At 62.8% G+C, this 20,649-nt stretch carries 17 protein-coding genes; 5 read left to right on the top strand and 12 right to left on the bottom strand.

Translation table 11 applies throughout. The annotated features are described in order from the left end of the window. Nucleotides 1-182 precede the first annotated feature (182 nt). Together DKB71_RS24140 and DKB71_RS24145 are read right to left on the bottom strand one after the other, a co-directional pair. Nucleotides 183-917, bottom strand: coding sequence for a thioesterase II family protein (locus DKB71_RS24140; RefSeq protein WP_408597884.1), 735 nt, complete (start codon nt 915-917; stop codon nt 183-185). Between the two features lie 170 nt (nt 918-1,087). Next, a complete protein-coding gene (locus DKB71_RS24145; protein ID WP_408597886.1) occupies nt 1,088-2,260 on the bottom strand; it encodes an MFS transporter in 1,173 nt (390 codons plus the stop codon). A 241-nt stretch (nt 2,261-2,501) separates the two neighbouring features. On the opposite strand from DKB71_RS24145, the gene DKB71_RS24150 reads away from it, so the two are divergent. After that, a complete protein-coding gene (locus DKB71_RS24150; protein WP_408597888.1) occupies nt 2,502-4,322 on the top strand; it encodes a glycoside hydrolase family 15 protein in 1,821 nt (606 codons plus the stop codon). 257 nt (nt 4,323-4,579) lie between these two features. Then, the gene (locus tag DKB71_RS24155; RefSeq protein ID WP_408597890.1) at nt 4,580-4,975 is read left to right on the top strand and encodes a hypothetical protein; all 396 of its coding nucleotides are present in this window, start codon (nt 4,580-4,582) and stop codon (nt 4,973-4,975) included. Nucleotides 4,976-4,982: 7 nt separating this feature from the next. On the opposite strand, the gene DKB71_RS24160 is transcribed toward DKB71_RS24155, so the two are convergent. Continuing rightward, complete coding sequence (locus tag DKB71_RS24160; protein ID WP_408597892.1) at nt 4,983-5,987, bottom strand: GlxA family transcriptional regulator; 1,005 nt, start codon at nt 5,985-5,987, stop codon at nt 4,983-4,985. An 89-nt stretch (nt 5,988-6,076) separates the two neighbouring features. On the opposite strand from DKB71_RS24160, the gene inhA reads away from it, so the two are divergent. Then, complete coding sequence (gene inhA, locus DKB71_RS24165) at nt 6,077-6,763, top strand: isonitrile hydratase (protein ID WP_408597894.1); 687 nt, start codon at nt 6,077-6,079, stop codon at nt 6,761-6,763. 269 nt (nt 6,764-7,032) lie between these two features. On the opposite strand, the gene DKB71_RS24170 is transcribed toward inhA, so the two are convergent. Continuing rightward, nucleotides 7,033-7,521 (bottom strand): SRPBCC family protein, encoded by a 489-nt coding sequence (locus DKB71_RS24170; RefSeq protein WP_408597896.1) that lies wholly within the window; start codon nt 7,519-7,521, stop codon nt 7,033-7,035. Between the two features lie 146 nt (nt 7,522-7,667). Here DKB71_RS24170 and DKB71_RS24175 point away from each other — a divergent pair, with 146 nt between their 5' ends. Next, entirely contained in the window at nt 7,668-8,069 is a 402-nt protein-coding gene (locus tag DKB71_RS24175) for a lysozyme inhibitor LprI family protein (RefSeq protein WP_408597898.1), read from the top strand. Between the two features lie 129 nt (nt 8,070-8,198). Here the strand turns inward: DKB71_RS24175 and peaD are convergent, their stop codons facing one another. From peaD to peaA, 4 genes are all read right to left on the bottom strand, one after another. Then, complete coding sequence (peaD, locus tag DKB71_RS24180) at nt 8,199-9,317, bottom strand: quinohemoprotein amine dehydrogenase subunit beta (RefSeq protein WP_274078011.1); 1,119 nt, start codon at nt 9,315-9,317, stop codon at nt 8,199-8,201. Nucleotides 9,318-9,355: 38 nt separating this feature from the next. Further along, on the bottom strand, nt 9,356-9,679 hold the full coding sequence (qhpC, locus tag DKB71_RS24185; protein ID WP_008016081.1) for a quinohemoprotein amine dehydrogenase subunit gamma: 324 nt from the start codon (nt 9,677-9,679) through the stop codon (nt 9,356-9,358). A 1-nt stretch (nt 9,680) separates the two neighbouring features. After that, nucleotides 9,681-11,111 carry a quinohemoprotein amine dehydrogenase maturation protein gene (gene peaB / locus DKB71_RS24190; RefSeq protein ID WP_408597902.1) on the bottom strand — a complete coding sequence of 477 codons (1,431 nt, stop codon included), beginning with the start codon at nt 11,109-11,111 and terminating at the stop codon, nt 9,681-9,683. An 81-nt stretch (nt 11,112-11,192) separates the two neighbouring features. Then, nucleotides 11,193-12,773 carry a quinohemoprotein amine dehydrogenase subunit alpha gene (peaA, locus tag DKB71_RS24195; protein ID WP_408597904.1) on the bottom strand — a complete coding sequence of 527 codons (1,581 nt, stop codon included), beginning with the start codon at nt 12,771-12,773 and terminating at the stop codon, nt 11,193-11,195. A gap of 488 nt (nt 12,774-13,261) precedes the next feature. Here peaA and DKB71_RS24200 point away from each other — a divergent pair, with 488 nt between their 5' ends. Continuing rightward, a complete protein-coding gene (locus DKB71_RS24200) occupies nt 13,262-14,752 on the top strand; it encodes an aldehyde dehydrogenase family protein (RefSeq protein WP_408597906.1) in 1,491 nt (496 codons plus the stop codon). 124 nt (nt 14,753-14,876) lie between these two features. Here the strand turns inward: DKB71_RS24200 and DKB71_RS24205 are convergent, their stop codons facing one another. Genes DKB71_RS24205 through DKB71_RS24220 form a run of 4 tightly spaced genes read right to left on the bottom strand, consistent with a single transcriptional unit; the run spans nt 14,877 to nt 20,458 of the window. Beyond that, complete coding sequence (locus DKB71_RS24205; protein WP_408597908.1) at nt 14,877-16,172, bottom strand: NAD(P)/FAD-dependent oxidoreductase; 1,296 nt, start codon at nt 16,170-16,172, stop codon at nt 14,877-14,879. Further along, nucleotides 16,169-16,846: a S8 family serine peptidase gene (locus DKB71_RS24210; protein ID WP_408597910.1), complete on the bottom strand. Its 678-nt coding sequence runs from the start codon at nt 16,844-16,846 to the stop codon at nt 16,169-16,171. The genes DKB71_RS24205 and DKB71_RS24210 overlap by 4 nt, the downstream gene beginning before the upstream one ends. Next, nucleotides 16,836-18,554: an ABC transporter ATP-binding protein gene (locus DKB71_RS24215; RefSeq protein WP_408597912.1), complete on the bottom strand. Its 1,719-nt coding sequence runs from the start codon at nt 18,552-18,554 to the stop codon at nt 16,836-16,838. Before DKB71_RS24215 ends, DKB71_RS24210 begins: the two co-directional genes overlap by 11 nt. Then, nucleotides 18,554-20,458: a sigma-54-dependent Fis family transcriptional regulator gene (locus tag DKB71_RS24220; RefSeq protein ID WP_408597914.1), complete on the bottom strand. Its 1,905-nt coding sequence runs from the start codon at nt 20,456-20,458 to the stop codon at nt 18,554-18,556. The genes DKB71_RS24215 and DKB71_RS24220 overlap by 1 nt, the downstream gene beginning before the upstream one ends. Between the last annotated feature and the right edge of the window lie 191 nt (nt 20,459-20,649).

Raw genomic sequence — 20,649 nt, forward strand, 5'->3', positions numbered from 1 at the left:
TCCCTATAAAACGAATGCAGACGGGAAAAATTAGCGAATGAGAATAAGTATCAGGATGGCAAAACATTGTGGGAGCGGGCTTGCTCGCGATAGAGGTGTATCAGACACCATTGATGTCGACTGACACTCCGTCATCGCGAGCAAGCTCGCTCCCACATGATTCGGTAATGTTTGCGATTGGGTTAACCCACAGCGGCCATGGCGTGCCGACGATGATGTACTTCAAGCTGATCCTTGATCACCTTGAGCACCTTGGCCTCATGCTCATGAATGAAAAAATGCCCACCCGCCAACATGTCCACGGAAAAGCTGCCGTGGGTTTCCTTGCGCCAGCCCATCAGTTGTTCGGTCGTTGCCCGGTCCGCCTTGCCGCCGAGCACGTGCACCGGGCATTTGAGCAGCGGTCGCTGCATCGGCTCGAAGCGCCCGCACAACTGGAAGTCGGCGCGCAGGATTGGCAACGTCAGGCTCATCAACTCTTCGTTGGCCAGGACTTCTTCACTGGTGCCGTTGAGGCTGCGCAACTGCTCGATCAACTCGGCATCGGATTTGGGTTCGGCAAATCCGCGGTCGTAGTCCTCGCGCAGGGTTGGCGCCGCCGTGCCCGAGGCAAAGAGCGCCACCGGTTCCGGGCAGCCAAGCGAGCGCAAGGCGTGGGCCATTTCGCAAGCGAGCAGCGCACCCAGGCTGTGGCCGAACAGGGCATACGGCGCCTTGAGCGTGGTTTTTTGTTCCTGTGCGAGCTGCAGCGCCAGACGACGCATGTCGGTATGCAATGGCTCGCCGAAACGGGCACCCCGCCCCGGCAGTTCCACCGGTTGCAGCTTGATCCACTCCGGCAGCTTGCGCTGCCAGCGGCTATAGACCATGGCACTCGCGCCGGAATAGGGCAGGCACAGCAATGTCAGCGGGGTCACCGGGCTTACCTCGAAATGTTGTCTGTAAAAGAGAACGGATGAGGCAGCTCTTGAATTAGTCGTAGATCAAATGTGGGAGCGGGCTTACTCGCGAATAAGGTGTGTCATTCAACAGTGATGTTGGCTGAGCCACCGCTTTCGCGAGCAAGCCCGCTCCCACAGTTAAAACATCATTTCAGATGGCGATAGCTTTGGATCGCGGAACCGAGGACGACACCCCCCGCCGCAATCGCCAGCCAAAACCCGCTCCGCGCCCCGAACGCATCCACCAGCCACCCCGACCCCGCCGCGCCGATCGCCACGCCAATGCTCAGCCCGGTGACCAACCAGGTCAGGCCTTCAGTGAGTTTGGCCGGCGGCACGATCTGTTCCACCAGGGCCATGGCGACAATCAACGTCGGTGCAAAAAACAGCCCGGCAACAAACACCGCCAGGGACAACCCGAGAATGTTCACCGCCAGCAGCAGCGGCAAGGTCGTCACCGCCGTCGCCACTCCACCATAGAGAAACAAGCGCGGCAGCGGCACTTTCGAGCGCAACGCGCCGAACGCCAACCCCGCCAGGCACGAACCGATCGCATACACCGACAACACGATGCTCGCTGCGGCTGGCTGGCCCTGTTGCTGGGCGAAGGCCACGCTGACCACATCCACCACACCGACGATGGTGCCCATGGCGACCATCAACAGCATCAGCAACTGGATGTCCAGGGAGCGGATGATCGATGCAGCGTGATGTTCTTCATGGGCATGCACCGGCGGCTCGGTGCTGCGTTGCAACACGAACGCCGTGACCCCGATCGCCAGCATCAGCAATGCCGCCAACGGCCCCGCCTCGGGGAATGCCACCACGCATAACCCCACCGACAACGGTGGCCCGACGATGAAGCAGACTTCGTCCAGCACCGACTCCAGGGCGTAGGCGGTTTGCAGTTGCGGCTGGCCGCGATAGAGCTCGGTCCAGCGCGCCCGAACCATCGCTGACATGCTCGGCATACAGCCGGCGATCGCGGCGAACACAAACAACGTCCACTGTGGTGCCTGCAAACGGGTGCAGAGCAGCACCATCAACAGCGCCCCGCCCCCGATCAGCGCTGACACCGGCAAGATCCGGCGCTGACCAAAACGGTCCACCAGCCGCGACACCTGCGGTGCACAAAACGCTGTCGCCAGCGCGAACGTCGCCGCCACGGCACCCGCCAAACCGTAACCACCCTGCAACTGCGAGAGCATGGTGATCAGGCCGATACCGGTCATGGAAATCGGCATGCGCGCGATCATTCCGGCCAGCACGAAGGCGCCGCTGCCAGGTGCATCGAACAGATCGCGGTAGGGGTTGGCCATGGGTGCGGGTCTCGACAAGGGCCTGCAAATTGCCATAAACACTGATCGAGGGGAAAGCAGCCAATTGTTGCTTGAATGTGAAGGCCCCATCGCCAGCAGGCTGGCTCCCACAATGACTGATGTACACGCATCCCATGTGGGAGCCAGCCTGCTGGCGATAGGGCCAGAACAGTCAGCGCAAAATGAACTCCAGCCCGCCAAGACCAGTCAGCTATTTAGGCCCTCAGCTCCCGGAGCCCCAATGCCCGACCACGAACGCCAAAGTCCCATCGACGCCCACGGCATCATCGGCGACATGCGCAGCGCCGCGCTGGTCAATGACAAAGGCAGCGTGGATTTTTTCTGCTGGCCGGAATTCGACAGCCCGTCGATTTTCTGTTCGCTGCTGGACACGCCCGAGGCCGGTATTTTCCAGCTGTCCCCGGACCTGCCTGACGCTCGCCGCGAGCAAATCTACCTGCCCGACACCAACGTCCTGCAAACCCGCTGGCTCAGCGATCGCGCCGTGGTGGAAATCACCGACCTGCTGCCCATCGGCGACACCGAAGACAACCTGCCCGTGCTGATGCGTCGGGTCCGGGTAGTCAGCGGCCAAGCGACGTTTCACCTGCGCTGCGCCGTGCGCCATGACTACGCGCGCGCCCGCACCCTCGCCCGCCTGGATAAACAGGACGTGATCTTCGAAGCCGCCGATCAGCCGTCCCTGCGCCTGGCGACGGATCAGGTCATGCGCATCGAAGGCCAGGCAGCGGTCGCCGAATTCACGCTCAAGCAAGACCAGACCGCCGAGTTCCTCCTTGGCGACATCGACGACCCGCGCTTCAAGGAAGGGGCGGCCACACTGTGCCTGGAACGCACGCTGAAGTTCTGGCGCGACTGGATCGGCCAGTCCAATTACCGAGGCCGCTGGCGGGAAATGGTCAACCGCTCGGCCCTGGCGATGAAGCTGCTGACGTCGCGCAAACACGGCGCAATCCTCGCTGCGGCGACCTTCGGCCTGCCGGAAGTCACCGGCGGCGAGCGCAACTGGGACTACCGCTACACCTGGATCCGCGACGCCTCGTTCACCGTCTATGCCTTCATGCGTCTGGGTTTCACCGAAGAGGCCAACGCCTACATGCGCTGGTTGCGCGGACGGGTCAGCGATTGCCAGGGCAAACCGATGAAACTCAATATCCTGTATGGCATCGACGGCCGCCAGGAACTGCCGGAAATCGAACTCGCGCACCTGTCCGGCCACGGCGGCGCCACGCCGGTGCGCATCGGCAACCTGGCCTACGCCCAGGTCCAGCTCGACATTTTCGGCGAGCTGATGGACGCCGTGTACCTGGTCAACAAATACGGCGAAGCCATTTCCCACGAGGGCTGGAAGCACACCGTGGAAGTGATCGACCAGGTCTGTGAAACCTGGCAGCAGGAGGACGTCGGGATCTGGGAAATGCGCGGCGAACAGCACCACTTCCTGCACTCGCGACTGATGTGCTGGGTCGCCCTGGACCGGGCAATCCGTCTCGCCTCGAAACGCTCCTTGCCCGCGCCGTTCGCCCGCTGGGACCAGACGCGTCAGGCCATCTACTCGGACATCTGGGACAACTTCTGGAACGAAGAGCGCGGGCACTTCGTGCAGCACCTCGGCGGCACCGGCCTCGACGGTTCGATGCTGCTGATGCCGCTGGTGCGCTTCGTCAGCGCCAAGGACCCGCGCTGGCTCGCGACCCTCGACGCCATCGAGAAAAACCTGGTGCGCGACGGCATGGTCTACCGCTACCACAATGACGACAACCACATCGACGGCCTGCCCGGCACCGAAGGCGCCTTCGCCGCGTGCTCATTCTGGTACGTCGAATGCCTGGCCCGTGCCGGTCGGGTGGAACAGGCTCATCTGGAATTCGAACAACTGCTCAGGTACGCCAATCCTCTGGGGTTGTACGCCGAAGAATTCGACAGCCACGCGCGGCACATGGGTAATACCCCGCAGGCACTGACGCACCTTGCGTTAATAAGCGCGGCGTGTTTTCTGGACAGGAAATTGAGTGGCGAAAAGAGTGTTTGGCAGCCGTGAAACCGTTTCGCCGACCTGCTTTTGTAGGAGCCGGCTTGCCGAAGGCGTTCTCAAGTACGCCTTCGCCGGCAAGCCGGCTCCTACAGGTTCGATGTCCGGCGAGGGTCTTGTGTAGTCCAGCGCCCTACATTTCATAAACAAAATTCGCGTCCAGCCCCCGGAAATACCCGGTTGCAAGCCATTACATCCCCACCTAACATCGATGCTCTACGGGTACAGCGGAGCTGTCCAACCCAACCCGCATTCAAGGAACCAGAATGTCCCAACGCATCCATCGCAGCATCGACCTGCCCCTTCGAACCGGCCTGAACCGCGACGAACTGTGGGAAGACCACGACAAAGGCCTGATCAAATGCTGGGAAGTCGGCCGCCAGCGTGCCACCCGCTTCCCCGACCTCGCCCGACAATGCCTCGCCGGTGAGCTGCCGGTGCTGGGCTGGAAAGGTGGCGTCAGCCGCAGCCTGAAAAAACTGGAAAAATACGGCTCCCTCAAATACCTGGCGCAGTGGCAGGGTCTGCGCGGGGAGGATCTGGATGTGGATCTGGGCGAAGAACGGGTGCTGACCTGTGCACGGACCGGGATGGTGGTGACGTTTACCCCGGATAGGGCGAAGTATTTTAATCAGGTCACAGAAGTGGGATCAGTTGAGTGAGAGGCGCTCAGTCAAAAGTGGTGCCGAGCAGTGTCGTTACCGGTTCTGCTTCAGCGCTGACTGAAAAGCGCTCGCGATAGGCCTGCGGCGTCACCCCCATGGCCCGCAGGAAACTGCGGCGCAGGGTTTCTTCGCTGCCGAAGCCGCATTGCGCGGCCACCCGCTTGATCGGCACGCCGGTATCGCTGAGCAGGCGTCGTGCGGTTTCGACGCGGATCAGCTCGATGGCCCGGGCCGGGGTCTGGCCGGTGTCGGCGCGGTAGTGACGGACGAAGCTGCGTTCGCTCATGCCGGCCTGCAGGGCCAGGGTCGGGATGCCGAGGTCTTTGCTGAGGTTTTCACTGATCCAGGCGTGAAGTTCATCGAAGCGGTTGCCTTCTTTCTGCAAAGACAGGGTCACGCTGAATTGCGACTGGCCGCCCGGGCGTTTCAGGAACACCACCAGTTGCCGGGCGACTTCCAGGGCCATGGTCCGACCGAGGTCGGCTTCGACCATCGCCAACGCCAGGTCGATGCCGGCGGTTACGCCGGCCGAGGTCCAGACCGGGCCGTCGTTGATGAAGATCGGATTGGGCTCGACCTGCAATTGCGGGTGTTGCTGCGCCAATTGCTCGCAACGGGTCCAGTGGGTGACAACACGCCGGCCATCGAGCCAGCCGCTGGCTGCCAGCAGGAACGCCCCGGTGCACACCGATGCCACGCGCCGGCAGTGCGCCGCGTGCTCACGCACCCAATGGACAAGTGAGGGCTCCTGCGCAGCCGCATAGACGCCCCAACCCCCAGCGATGATCAGCGTATCGCTGCCCTGCCCGGGCAAAGGCTCGGCGAGTAACGCCAAGCCCGCCGATGACATCACCGCCCCGCCGCCGCTGCTTATCACCGATGGCGCATAAGGGGGTGGCGAACCCTGCTGGCGGGCGATGTCGTTGGCCGACGCAAACACCTGCAACGGCCCGGTGACATCGAGCACTTGCACATTGGCGAACGCGAGCACGTGAATGGTTTTCGGCATGTTGGCGTAATTCGTGGGGTGATTGGCGTGTACGCCAAATCCTAGGCGCCTACAGTGAAGGCGTCCACCCACTCCAGGAGAAAAACACCATGACCTTGCAGATCGGTTTTCTGTTGTTTCCACAGGTGCAGCAACTCGACCTGACTGGCCCGTATGACGTGCTGGCCTCGCTGCCGGACGTGAAGGTGCATCTGATCTGGAAGGACCTGATGCCCATCACCGCCAGTACCGGCCTGATGCTCAAGCCGACCGTGACCTTCGACGATTGCCCGGCGCTGGATGTGATCTGCGTACCCGGGGGCAGCGGAGTCGGGCCGTTGATGGAAGATGAGCAAACCCTGGCGTTCATCAAGGCCCAGGCTGCCAACGCGCGGTACGTGACGTCGGTCTGCACCGGTGCGCTGGTGCTGGGTGCGGCGGGCCTGCTCAAGGGCAAGCGCGCCACCACCCATTGGGCGTATCACCAATTGCTGGCGCCACTGGGGGCGATTGCGGTGAAGGATCGGGTGGTGCGCGACGGCAATCTGCTGACCGGTGGCGGGATCACCGCAGGCATCGATTTCGCCCTGACCCTGGCCGCAGAACTGTTCGACCGGGACACGGCTGAGCTTGTGCAATTGCAACTGGAATACGCGCCTGCGCCGCCCTTTCAGGCCGGTAGCCCGGAAACTGCGCCTGCCAAGGTACTGGAGGAAGCTCGCCACCGCGCCGCTGCGTCATTGCAACTGCGAGCGCAAATCACTGAACGTGCGGCGGCGAAACTCGACCGGCAATGAAATACCGGCTGCGGCTCACGCAGCCCGTATTTTTCTGACGCCTATAAAAAAACCCGCCGAAGCGGGTTCTTCCAAGACCATTACAACTCCCTGTCGTCAGCATCCCTTGCAAATGGCCGATCATCCGTGATCCTGAGCACTTCCTGTGCATCAGTGGATGGGGCCAGAATACGCATCGGATCCAATTTGTAACAGACGACATAGTTGTTTCCGCGTGTAAGACATTCGCTATAGATGCACTTCCAAATCTCTCCGACCGGTTATAACCGTCACTCGCCCGCACGTTCCCGGGCCTTGGCGTTTTCGGCGAGGAATTGCTCGAGACGGCTCAATTGCTCCTCCCAGCCACGGCTGTCCATGTAATACGCCTCCTTCTGGCGTACATCGGGAATGTGCGCGAAACCTGACTCGGACACCTTGAGCAAGGTACCGCCTTCGTAGTCTTGCAGTTCGAACCTGACCAGCGTGGTGGGCTCCTGGGAGTAGTCGATTTTCGGGTTCACCGCATAGGGGTGCCAGCGAAAGGAAAACAATTGCTGCGGCTCGACCCGCTCGACCAGCACGTTCCACAACACGTGTTCATAACCGGGATACGTAACCTGCCCCTGCGTCCACTCGCCGGCAATGAAACGCCGGCCTTCGAGCGCAACGCCGAACCACTGACCGAACGCCTCGGCATCGACCAAGGCGCGCCATACAAGCGCGCGTGGCGACTTGAGCATGATTTTGCGTTCAAAACTGTTGGGTACTGGTTTCATACGTCACCTCCTGTAATGAACAACAGTAGGCCTGTAAGACCACATGTCCAGCCCGAAAGTTGTATCAATCGGGCGTCAGTTGTCGAAATCGCCGTCTTTGCGTCGCTACACTGGCGCAAATTCCCCTGTTACAGCGAGCCTATTGCATGTACTCACGCTTCCTTCTGGCACTCACGCCTTTGCTGTTAATCACCCAGGCTCACGCCGTGGACTGCGACAACGCCAGCGACCAGGTGACGATGAACCAGTGTGCCGCACAGCAGCATGCGGCGGTGGACAAGGAGTTGAATGCGCTTTACCAGCAGATCACCACGCGTTTGAAGGGCGACCCTGACGGGAAAAAACTGCTGGTGGGGGCGCAACGTTCGTGGATTGCGTTTCGCGATGCCGAGTGCAAGTTTTCGGCGTCCGGGGTGGAGGGTGGGAGTGTTTATCCGCTGATCTACGGCAATTGCGTGACCGAGTTGACCAAGGCGCGGGTGGAGACGTTCAAGACTTACCTGAAGTGCCCGGAGGGGGATTTGGGGTGTCCGGTGCCTGGGGTTTGATTTTGTAGTGTTTTTGAGGGCCTATTCGCGAGCAAGCCCGCTCCCACATTTGATCGCGTTCTTTCTGGAAGAACTCGGTCCAGTGTGGGAGCGGGCTTGCTCGCGAAGGCGTCAGTTCAGGCGCCGCAATTACCGCACAAAAATCTGCGCCGTGGTAATCGCCATATCCCCACCCGGCAACTTGATGCTGCCCACCTGTTTCAGGCTGTCGGCATCGAAGATCGCCACATCGTTGAACGTCCCGGCCAGGTAGATCTTGCTCCCGTCCTTGTTGAAGGAAATGCAGTAGTAGGAGTGATCGAGCGTCGCCGCCTGGAGCATTTTCTTTTCCTTGATGTCGTACTTGGCCAGGCGGTTGAGCACGCCAAACATCAGGTTCGGGTCTTTTGGCGAGCGCATGCCGCTGAAGTAGATTTCCGTCAGGGGCCCGAAGTCGGTGGTTTCGGTCTTGCCGGTCTTCAGGTCGACACTGAACAGGCCGTACAGGTATTCCGCGGTCGCCGGATCCTGCTGCTTGTCCTTGAATTTCGCCGCGGTGTAGAGCAGCGAGAAGTCATGCCGGTAGGTCTGCTGGTTCCACACGTAGAGCACGTCCGGCGCGCTGTAGTTCGCGCGTTTCCAGTGACGGCTGGGGATCAGCACGTCGAACTTGCCGGTCTGCACATTGACCTTGTAGACATCCGCCCCGGCCACGTACAGCGTGCCGTCGTCACCGCTCTGCATGATGGTCAGCTGCCGTGGCGCCGGGAAGCTGCGCACGGGTTTGGCGTCCAGGCCAGCGTCGGTCTTGTACACATCGAGCCGAGGCTGCTGCACTTCGTAGCGATCGTTCATCATCAACGTCGGGTTGGCGACGGTGTACAGCTCTTTGCCGTCGTGGCTGACCGTGAAGGCGAACATGGACTTGGCCTTCTCACCCGGTTTCTGGGTGATGCTGGCGTGGAACACCTGCTTGCAGTTGTCCAGCTCGACGCCGTAGACATCCGCGTAGTGGTTGTTCAGCACGTAGGCGGTCTTGCGGTCCGGCGCCAACTGCACGGAGCCGGGGCCGAAGGCGTCCGGCAGCTTGCAGGTCTTGTACAGGGTGTCGCTGGCCAGGTCGATCACGTGCAGGTTGTTCGGGTAATTGGTGGTCACCATGTATTCGTGACCGACTTGCAGCGCGGTGTTTTCATCGGCCAGGACCGTGAGCGAAGCGGCGCTCAGGACGGCGAAAGCGGCCAGGCCGCAGGCTTTGATGCTGTGCATGCTGGAATCCTTCTTCTTGTACGCTGCTTTCAAGGGCATCACTTGTCCTTCGGGAAGACAGTGCCGAGGTTGCGCCAGTTGTCGTTGGACGCCTGGGCATCCTTGTTCCAGTCCGGGTAGGTGCTCATCATGTCCGGCACCTGGGCCGGCCACCAGCACGGATCGGAGCAGCCATACAGGTCGGCTTCCATCGGCTGGCAAAGCGACGACACACCGCCAAACGCATCGATCTCCCAACCCGGGTCGGTGGTCGAGGCGCAACCCGCCACCGAGCTCATCGCCACCACTTCTTCGATGCGGTTTTCATCTGCGGCCTGATCCAGCTTCAACGCTTTGTTATTGATTGCCTTGAGATGTTTCATATCAGTGAGCCTTGCGCGGAGTGATGTAGCTGCTGATGAACGCAGGGTTGTGAGCCATGATCCGGGTATAGACCTCGATACCGAAGTCGACCCAGTCACGCATCAGTTCGCAATAGTGATAGGTCGGGTGGGTCGGGTCGCCATAGCGGGCGTAGCTCTCGTGGTAGCAGCCGCCGGAGCACAGGTTGCGGATCTGGCAGTCTTCACAGCCGGTGTTGGTACGGTCCAGGCGTTGCGAGAGGAAGTCGTTCAACTCCACCTGTTTCACGCCGCTGTGGACGTTGCCGAAGGTCGGCAGGCTCGAACCGGTAAAGCGGTGGCACAGGTTCAATTCGCCCTTGTGATCCACCGCCAGCATCTTCAGGCCCGCGCCGCAGGGCAGCGCCTTTTTGTGACCTTCGTGGATGTCGGTGATCAACTGGTGCAGGTTGGAGAAACCGATGTTGCGGTGCTCCAGCGCCGCTTCCAGGTAACGCCGACCGAGGCGTTTCATGCTGGCGAAGACTTCGATCAGCTCGTCGCTGGTGAGGTTGAAGCTGCTGATATCGCCCGACGTCACCGGGGCAAAGCCGACTTCGGCGAAACCCAGCTCGTTGAACAGGTGATCCCAGATGGTTTCGACGTCGGTGACGCCGGTGGTCAGGGTCACCCGCGCGCCCACCGGACGGCTGTTGTAGCGCGACAGCAGCATCTCGGCCTTGCGCCGCACCACGTCATAGGTGCCCTGCCCGCCCACGGTGATGCGGTTGCGGTCGTGCACGGTTTTCGGCCCGTCGATGCTGACGGACAGCCCGAAGCGGTGGGCATTGAGGTAGTCCACGGTGTCTTCGGTGAGCAGCGTGGCGTTGGTGGTCATGACGAACTCGACGAACTTGCCGGCTTCGCGAAAACGCTTCTCACAGTAATCGACCATGTACTCGATGAGCTTGCGATTGCTCAGCGGTTCGCCGCCGAAGAACACCACGGTGAAACGCTCTTCATCCGGGGATTCGCGCAGCAGCATTTCCACCGAGGCGATCGCCGTTTCGACCTCCATTTTCTTGCCCGCCGAGGGCTTGTCGAGGTCTTCCTTGTAGCAGTAGGTGCAGCTCAGGTTGCAGCCGGTGTTGACGTTGAGCACCACGGTATTGATCGCCGTGCGCTCGACGCGTTTGGTGGCGATATCTGGTGTCAGCGGCGAGCCGTCGCTGACCAGTTCCAGGGCCATCAGCTCGCGCAGGGTCTCGGTGATTTCCTCGCCGTTGAAGCGCGCGGCCAGGCGCTGGATCAAGTCGTCCGAAGAACAGCCCGGGCCGCGCAGGGTATCGATGATGGTGCCCGTCAGCTCATCACTGGCGAACAGCGAGCTGCTGGGGATGTGAAACAGCATGCGGTCGGCATCCACCAGCACTTCGTGCAGGTTGCGTTCGACCAGATTCAAGATAGCGCCCATTGCAAACCTCCTGTGCAAACCCCGGTTGCGGGGCCTGCGATCATTCCGAAAAAGTGTCTGAAGCCTCAGGTTTCAGCCAACTCAAGGAATGGGTGGATTGTTCCAGCGTTGCACGGTGACGATCATGTGGCCTTCGCCGGTCAGGGATTTCCCTGCATCGTCGACGGCGGCGATCACCTTGAGGTTGCCGGCATTGTTGGTGGACATCTTGCGCGCCGGGTTAGGCCCGGCATCGCCCGGGGTGAACACGCCCGTGTCGGCGTGCATGGTGCCGGCAAACTTGACGTCTTCGTCTTCCTTGGCGCGGTCGTCGAAGGCCTCGACCTTCCACTGCGCCGGGAACACGCCGATGCGATACGGCTTGCCGTCAGCACCCTTGCCCCAGGCCTCGGCATCGAAACGGCCCTGGACTTTCGGCGTCGAACCACCGCCCTCGCCGATCCGTGCCACCGAGAATTCCGGCACCACCTTGACCTGGGCGATCTTGCTGTACACCGACAGGCTCGGGCCTTTCAGCGTACCGACGCTGACCGCGCGCAGGCCCGGCTGGGCATTGGCCGCTGCCTTGAGCTTGACCTTGATCTGCTCCGGACTCTGCGAGACGACTTCGAGCACTTCCACGCCTTTGCCGAAGTTCAGCTTGCCGGTCAGGCCGCTGCCGATCAGGGTCACTTCGGTTTCGCTGCCGGCCTTCACATAACCCGGCTGCACCGCCAGCAAACGCTGGCTGCCCTGCTTGGCGGCGATGAAGTCCAGGCCGCGTTCATCGTGCTCGGCCTCGAACATGCGGCCCTGCATCGCATTGCCCTGGGCGGCGAACACCTGGCGCATGGTCACGCCATCGATGGTGACGTTGCCGCGCCATTCGTAGCCGGTGTAGAGAATCGCGCTGCCGTCGCCGTTGAACGGCGTGCCGTCGGCGTATTGGCCCTTGACGCTGACCTTGAAGGTGTCGCTGCCGTCGGCGGTCACGCTCATCACACCGGCCAGTTCGCCTTTGCCCGGCAAGTGTCCGCTGAAGCTCCAGTCACCCACCAGCGCCTCGCTCTTCGGCGCGGTGCTCAGCCATTGTTTCCAGGCCGGGTTGTCCAGCGCATAGCGCTTGGCCAACAGCGGCACCATCTCTTTACGGGCAATGTCGAACCAGTCGCGGTCGCGGGACAACGCCTGATATTCCAGCGACGGCCACTGGCCGAGGTGGAAGTTCACCAGGCGTTCCCATTCCTGTGCGGGACGGCGTTGCAGGGCGACCCGCGCACCGGAGTGGCAGCGGCCGCACATCTGGCTGGTCTGGTCGTCGAACTTTTCGACGGTGTTGAGCCGGCGCTCCATGGCATAACGCACGCCGTCGGTCTCGCTCGGCGCCAGGCCCTGGGTGTCGGCCAGGTACTTGACCAGCGTGCGACGGTCTTCATCGCTGATCTGCAGACCGTGCATGGTCTGCATCCGCGCGATGCTCATCAGCCAGCCTTCCGGCGTCTTGCGCTGATGGCTGATGCGGCTCAGGGCGTTATCGGCTTCGGGGGTGTGACAGCCCTGGCAGGTTTCCTTGAGGATGGTCTGGGCGTCGCGGGCTGCCAGGCTGTGAGGCGAATGCAGCGCTAGACAAGCCGCTACGGCCAGCAGGCTGGCGCTCATGCCTGAACGGAGTTTTCTCTTCATCAACGTCGAACCTCGCACGGTGCTTTCTTATTTTTGTGGCTTATCGTTTTCTGGGTTTCTGCCGCCGGCGGTGAGCCGCTGACGGGGGCAGGAGAAACGTCTGGGATGAGCAATACACGGAGCGTGCCAGCTTGTGAATAGTGTTTTTTATCAATCGTTTAGGTGAAACATAGGGTGATTGGCGACGTCTAGACTCTCCGTCGTGCGTTTAATATCGAGACATCTGTTGCACTCTGAGACAAGCGTAGGATCAAGATCAAAAGATCGCAGCCTTCGGCAGCTCCTACAGGAAAATCGCCGCCCCCTGTAGGAGCTGCCGAAGGCTGCGATCTTTTGATCTTCGCTGTCGCAATTTGCGACGATGACTGGTTCCCCGGTCATGGGCAAATAGCCCAGGAGGCCCATCCAATCTGGATTTCAATCAAATAAACACAACTGGCACAGCCATTGCGAAAGACCTCGCCACACAAACAAGACGAGGTTTCATCATGTCGCTTCCCAACCTGCTTCCCGCCACTTCGGCCTTCATCCAGCGCGCCCCGCGCATGCTCATCAAGGGCGACTGGGTCGAGGCCGCCGATGGCCAGACCATGCCCCTGCACAACCCGGCCACCGGCGAAGTGCTGTGCGTGGTGCCGGGCGCCACGCCGGAAGATGTCGACCGCGCCGTCCTCGCCGCTCGCCAGGCGTTCGATGATTCGGCCTGGACCCGCACTCGCCCCCGGGAGCGGCAGAACCTGTTGTGGAAACTGGCCGACCTGATGCAGCGCGACGCCGAGCTGCTGGCGCAGCTGGAGTGCCTGAACAACGGCAAAAGCGCGGCAGTGGCGCAGGTGATGGACGTGCAACTGGCCATCGATTTCCTGCGCTACATGGCCGGGTGGGCGACCAAGATCGAAGGCTCCACGGTTGATGTGTCGGCGCCGCTGATGCCCAACGACCAGTTCCACAGCTTCATCCGTCGCGAAGCGGTGGGCGTGGTCGGCGCCATCGTCGCCTGGAACTTCCCGCTGCTGCTGGCCTGCTGGAAACTCGGCCCGGCCCTGGCCACCGGCTGCACCGTGGTGCTCAAGCCCGCCGACGAAACCCCGCTCACCGCGCTGAAACTCGCCGAGCTCGTGCTGGAAGCGGGTTACCCCGAGGGCGTGTTCAACGTGGTCACCGGCACCGGCATCACCGCAGGCTCCGCCCTGACCCACAACCCGCTGGTGGACAAGCTGACCTTCACCGGCTCCACTGCCGTGGGCAAACAGATCGGCAAGATCGCCATGGATTCCATGACCCGGGTGACCCTGGAACTGGGCGGCAAATCGCCGACCATCGTCATGGCTGATGCCGACCTGCACACCGCCGCAGCCGGCGCCGCCAGCGCGATTTTTTTCAACCAGGGCCAGGTCTGCTGCGCAGGCTCGCGCCTGTATGTGCAGCGCAAGCATTTCGACAATGTGGTGGCGGACATCGCCGGCATCGCCAACGCCATGAAGCTCGGCAATGGCCTGGACCCGAGCGTCGACATGGGCCCGCTGATCTCGGCACGTCAGCAGGAGCGCGTCTACGGTTACATCGAAAAAGGCCGCGAAAGCGGTGCGACCATCGCCTGCGGTGGCGAGCAGTTCGGCCCTGGCTTTTTCGTCAAGCCGACGGTGATCGTCGATGTCGATCAAAAACATTCGCTGGTGCAGGAAGAAATCTTCGGCCCGGTGCTGGTGGCGATTCCCTTCGACGACGAAGCCGATGCGCTGCGCATGGCCAATGACAGCCCTTACGGGCTGGGCGCGAGCATCTGGTCCAATGACCTGGCGGCGGTGCACCGGATGATCCCGCGGATCAAGTCCGGCTCAGTGTGGGTCAACTGCCACAGCGCCCTGGACCCGGCGCTGCCCTTTGGGGGGTACAAAATGTCGGGGGTCGGGCGCGAGATGGGGTATGCGGCGATCGAGCATTACACTGAGTTGAAGTCGGTGTTGATCAAGCTCTAATCGGCGGCGCCTGTCAGGCCGCCTTCGCGAGCAAGCCCGCTCCCACATTTTGATCTGTGCACGACGCAGAACCAGTGTGGGAGCGGGCTTGCTCGCGAAGAGGCCGGCCCTGCCAATGCAAAGATCAGGGTTTATATCCCAGCCCCAACAAACAACTCCTGACAATCTTCCCCTGCTCCACCGTCAACCCGGCCAACACCCGATCCGCAGGCTCACTCCACAACCGCCGCACCAACGGCGCCAACTCCACCCCCTGCACATGCCAGATTCCCAACGGCTGGTCCGCCGTGATCACCACCTCGGCCTCATCGACAAACCCATCCTTCAACACCGGCGCCCGCTCAATCCGCAACGCACTGAAATCCGCCTCGACATGGGCCACCTCGGCATCCGGCCATTGCCGCCGCGCCTGCCAGAATGGCTGGTCAAGCCAGCGCTGCTCATCGGCATAAAAATCCCGGCCAATGCGCGCGAACCGCAGGAACAACTGCTCCACCCGCTGCTGGTGAAACCGCTGGGCCAGGCCCGCCCGCTCAGGTTTGCGCAACAAGGTGTTGATCACCGTCGGTGCCTGCAACGCCGAGGACAGGGATTGAAAGATACCGTTGCCCGACAGCGGGTCCACCGCCATCGCCGCATCACCGACCCGAATCCAGTGCTCGCCGCACACCTGTGGGCTGAGGATCGCCGTGCTGCTGCGGGCATGCAGTTGCAGGTCGGCCTCTGGCTCGGCGCCGAAAAAAGCCCGGGCCACTGCCGATGCCCGCCGCCGTTGCCGGCAGTATTCAAGCAGCTGCGCCTTACCTGGCAACCCGGCACTGGCCACGTCCACCGTCCATTGCCAGTAGCATTGACCGTCGTCCCGTCGCGCCATCCAGGCCCAGCCGTCGGCGAGGCTTTCCACGGCGCTGGCGGTCGTGCCCGGTGCGCCTTGCCAGCGATTGAGCAGGCTGACCGTCTCCGGCCCGCGCAAGCCTTTGCCCAGGGCCGGCGCCTGGCGTCCGCGCGCTTCCACGAGAAAATCCGCGTCCAGTGCTTCACGCCCTTCGACCTGGATCTGATGCCCCGAGGACGATGACAACACGCCGAGCACCCGACCTTCGATCAGGTCCACGCCCGCCTCGCGCAAGTCTTCGCGCAAGCCCCGGTCGAAGGCCGGGCGGTCGAGCAGGAATTCGATGTTTTGCGCATGCTGCTGGCCGTTCCAGTTCACCTGGCGTTGCGAAGGCAGTGTCGCCTGCGCCAAGGCCTGCTGCAGGCCGGCGCCGCGCAAGGCTTCCAGCACCCGCACGGAAACCCCTTCCAGCGCGGCAAAACGGCGCCACTCGCAAACCAGCGTTACTGGATACCCCAGCCGGCGCAAGCCCAGCGCCACCGCCGCACCGGCCGGGCCGGCACCCAGCACCACAATCGTACTCATGGGCCGCGGCGCCATTCAGGGCCACGGTAATGGGCGTTGTCCCGCAGGCACTGGACGATCTGTTCGTTGCTCGCCCCGGGCTGCTCGACCAGGAAAGCGGCGATATGCCCGCTCAACGCCGCGCAGCCGAGGCTCGCCCCCGATTGCCCGGGATAGGTGCCGTGCACGCAAGCACCGAAATCCGCCTGGGCACTGTCAAGCCATGACCATTGCAATTCGGTGCATCGCGCATCGCCGGTCACGCGCAGCACCTGAGGATAATTCGCCGGAAACACCCCTTCGCCCTGGGCCGGGCTGGACGCGCACAGCAGCACGCCCCGCGCCACCGCCGCCGCGCAGGCGTTGCGCAGCAGGCTGCGATCCTGGCGCAGGCCCAGGCTCAGGTTGATCAAGCGCACGTCCTGCGCCACCAGCCAGTCGATGGCCGTGGCGATCTGCAGGGCGCTGGTGACCCCGCGCTGGTCGAACACTTGCGCCACGCAAAACAGCGCCGCGGGTGCTCGCCGGCCGATGGCTTCGATCACCGCGCTGCCATGGCCCAGCGGGTCGTCACGCAGGTCGCTTTCAGCGAGCCCGTCTTCCACCAGGGAAAAACGCCGGCCGGCGACCACTTGCACTCGTTGCGCCGCCGAGTGACCGCTGTCTACCACGCCAATGCACAGCTCAGGCCTCATGCAGCACCGTTTTCGACACCAGCACGCCATCGAGCAATTCAAAGCGCAGGTCGGCATCGGCCAGGGTCGAGGGGCGATGGCTGATGAGGATGCGCGTACGCCCGGCAAACAGCCGGTCGATGGCTTCGATCACTTCGCGCTCGGTGGCTTCGTCCACCGCCGACGTGGCTTCGTCGAGCACCAGGATCAGCGGGTCCTGCAACAGGGCGCGGGCGATAGCGATTCGTTGCTTCTGCCCGCCGGACAACTGCTGGCCGCGCTCCCCCAACGGGCTGTCGAGGCCCTCGGGCAAGGTCGAGATCAGGCTGTCGAGTTGCGCCAGCCGTGCGACTTCGGCGATCGCTTCACGGCTGGCATCCGGCACGGCGTAGGCCAGGTTGTCGGCCAGGCTGCCGCGAAACAGCACGATGTCTTGGCTGACCACGGCAATGCGCCGACGCAATTCGAACAGGTCGAGTTCGCGTACATCCACCTCCCCCAGCAATACCCGGCCGGACTGTGGATCGTGATGGCGTTGCAGCAGGTCGATCAGCGTGGATTTACCGACGCCTGAGCCGCCGCTCAGGGCGACTTTCAACCCATAGGGAATGCACGCTTCGATGCCGCGCAAGGTCGTCGTCCGACCGGGATGACTGAAATGCACATCGTCGAATCGCAGATCGCCCGAAGTCGGCATCGACCGGGGCGCAACGGGAGTGAGCACCGTGGGTTGTTCGCCACGCAGTTCCATCACCCGCCCGAGGCTGACGGTCATCCGCTGCACCGCCACATACAGCCCGAGCAAACTCTGCACCGGCCCCACGGCCATGCCCAGGTAGGTGGAAAAGGCGATCAATGCACCCAACTGCCAGGTGCCCTGCACCACCCAATAACCGCCGATCAGGAATGCACAGGCCCGCGACAGCGAGGTCAGCGTACCCGGCACGGCCTGGGTGAAAAACTCGGTGACCTGCAGGCGCAGCAACTGGCTCATGTAACCCTGGCCCAGACTTTCAAGACGCCGAGCTTCGCGCTGCTGCTGGCCGGCGGACTGGATGAACTTCATCACCGGCAGCGTCTCGACCATGAACGACGACATGTCCGCCGAGCGTTCGCGCAACTGCCGCACATCGCGCTCGACCTTGCGCCGCATCCAGCGCAGCCAGAGCACGTCGAGGGGAATCAGCACCAGCGCCAGCAGCGACAGCTTCCACGACAGGGTCAGCAGCATCGCCACGGCCACCACCAGGCCGATCACGCTCGACACCGCCGAGAACAACGAATCCACGGCAAAGCGCTGGATCTCCGCCACGTCGCCATCCAGGCGCGACATCAGGTCGCCGATGCGCCGCTGGCCGTAGAAGCTCGGCGACAGGGTCTGCAAATGCCGGTACAGGTCATCGCGCAGGGCAAACAGCATGCGCCCGGACAAGCGCGTGTGCAGGTACCGGTTGATCCCGGACAACGCCGTGCCCAGCAAGCCGGCGACGATCATCAGCCCGGCGATCAGCACCAGCATCGGGAAGTTGCGCGCCAGCAGGCCATCGTCGATCAGCAGCTTGGTCAGCCACGGCTGCACCAGCACCAGCGCCGAGGCACACACCGACAGGCCCAACAGCCCGGCGATCGCCAGGCGGTGCGGGCGCACGAAGCTGTACAGCCAGCGCAACGCGGCTTGCAAAGCCTCGGGGTTCTGGCTGTCAATCAGCCGCACAATCAGGCGCTGCATTACGAGCGCAACTGTTTGAGCTTGCGATACAGGGTCGCGCGACTGATGCCCAGGGCGTCGGCAGCGGCCGAAACGTTGCCCTGGTGGCTGTCCAGGGATTGGCGGATCATCTCCAGTTCGTTTTCACGGATGCTGCCGGCCTGGGGCCGTTCGCTGGCGTTGAGGTCGTCGAGCATGCTGTCGGGCAAATGATCGAGGGTGAGCACCGTGTCCCCGGGTTCGCGCATGGCCAGCGCGGTGCGCAGGACCATCTCCAGTTGGCGGATGTTGCCCGGCCAGTGATAGCCCTCGAGCAAGCGGTTCAAGTCGTCGTGCAGGACCATGTTCGGCGCGTCGAGCCTGGCCAGCAGACGGCCTACCAGTGCGCTGAAATCCTCGCGCTCGCGCAGCGCCGGGAGCATCACGCTGATGCCGTTGACCCGGTAGAACAGGTCTTCGCGAAAGTGCTTGTCTTCCACCAGGCGCTTGAGGTCGCGGTGGGTGGCGCAGATCAGCGCGACGTCGATGTCCTGCTCTTCGCCGGCGCCCAATGGCGCGACCTTGCGGTCCTGCAGCACGCGCAGCAGACGGGCCTGCAAGGCCAGCGGCATGTCACCGATTTCATCGAGGAACAAGGTGCCGCCGTGGGCCTGTTGCAGCCGCCCGACCATGCCGCCCCGGCGTGAACCGGTGAACGCACCCTCGCGGTAGCCGAACAGCTCCGACTCGATCAGGCCTTCGGGGATCGCCGCGCAGTTGACCGCGACGAAAGGTTTGTCGCAGCGGCTGCCGGCCATGTGCAGGGCACGGGCGATGACTTCCTTGCCGGTGCCGGTTTCACCCAGCAGCAACACCGGCAACTGGTTGGCCAGGCCTTGACGGGCCATGCGCAGGGCACGGGCATAACGGGCATTGCTGCCGGCCAGGGATTCCAGGTCGGGCTGGTTTTTCGCAGGTTTGGCGACGGTGCGTGGCGAGCTGCCGACGTTGATCGAGCGTTGCGGCGCGCGCAGGGTCTTGTAGAAGAATTCACCCTTGGCGGTCTGCAGACTGCCGATGCCGCCCTGATGCAGGCGTGCCAGTAATTGAAGGCCATCGACCCCGAGGAACTCTTCGCAGCGCCGACCGACCAGCGCCGAGCGTTCGGCATGCAACAACTGGCAGGCCTGGGCGCTGACTGCGAGGATCTGCCCGCCCAGGCTCACCGCCAGCAGGCCCTGCCACGGCGATTCGAGGTATTGGCGGCGACTATGGAAAGCCAGGACGATTTCGTCCGGATAGCTTGAGTTGAAGACGCGGCTCTCGATCTGGCTGACGGCCATGGCCAACAGCGCGGTGCTGTCGTGGGCGCGGCCCAGCGGGCCTTCGCGGGTCAGGTCGAGCACGCCGAGGATGTCGCCCTGGGGGCAATGGATCGGCACCGAGGTGCAGGAAAAATCACTGAGGCGATCCAGGTAATGTTCGCCGCAATCGATCAGGGTAGGCCGGGCCTCCACCAGGGCGGTGCCGAGGGCGTTAGTGCCGCGCGCGGCTTCGCTCCAGCAGGCGCCGAGGGTGATGTCCTGCAGGCCACTGCCCTTGAGGCGGTCGGCGCGACCTTCGACGGCGAGGATGGTGGCGTCGGAGTTGGCGAGGATGATCAGCCCTTCCTTGCCCTGGCGTTCGGCCAGGTAATCGATCGCCGGCAACGCCGCATCGATCAGCAGGCGATTGCTCGCCAGCAACACATCGACGCTGGCACTCGATTCCAGCGCCAGCTCATGCTTGGCATTGAAATGCACGCCATGGCTGAGGCTGCGCCGCCAGGAGGCATCGATCTCCGCGCGCAAAACGCCGTCCGGGACCTCACCTTCCAGATGCAGTTTTTCCCGGGCCAGCCGGGCTTCACGATGCATTTTGGGGGAGTTTGTTTTTATTAGCGTCATCAAGCGCTCCGGGTCGTCCGCCCTGCGCCTTCATACGTCGGCGCCCTGCCGCAATCTTTACGTTAACGTCAGGGCGATGGCAAGTGCCTTACGGCGCTTGTGTTCCGGCAGGTGGATCGCGTCATCGTTCTTCGCGAGCAAGCCCGCTCCCACACTTGACCGAGTTGGACCACAGGTTTGTGATCGACGCT

This window comes from Pseudomonas sp. PLMAX (assembly GCF_046042685.1).
Classification (GTDB): domain Bacteria; phylum Pseudomonadota; class Gammaproteobacteria; order Pseudomonadales; family Pseudomonadaceae; genus Aquipseudomonas; species Aquipseudomonas putida_AE.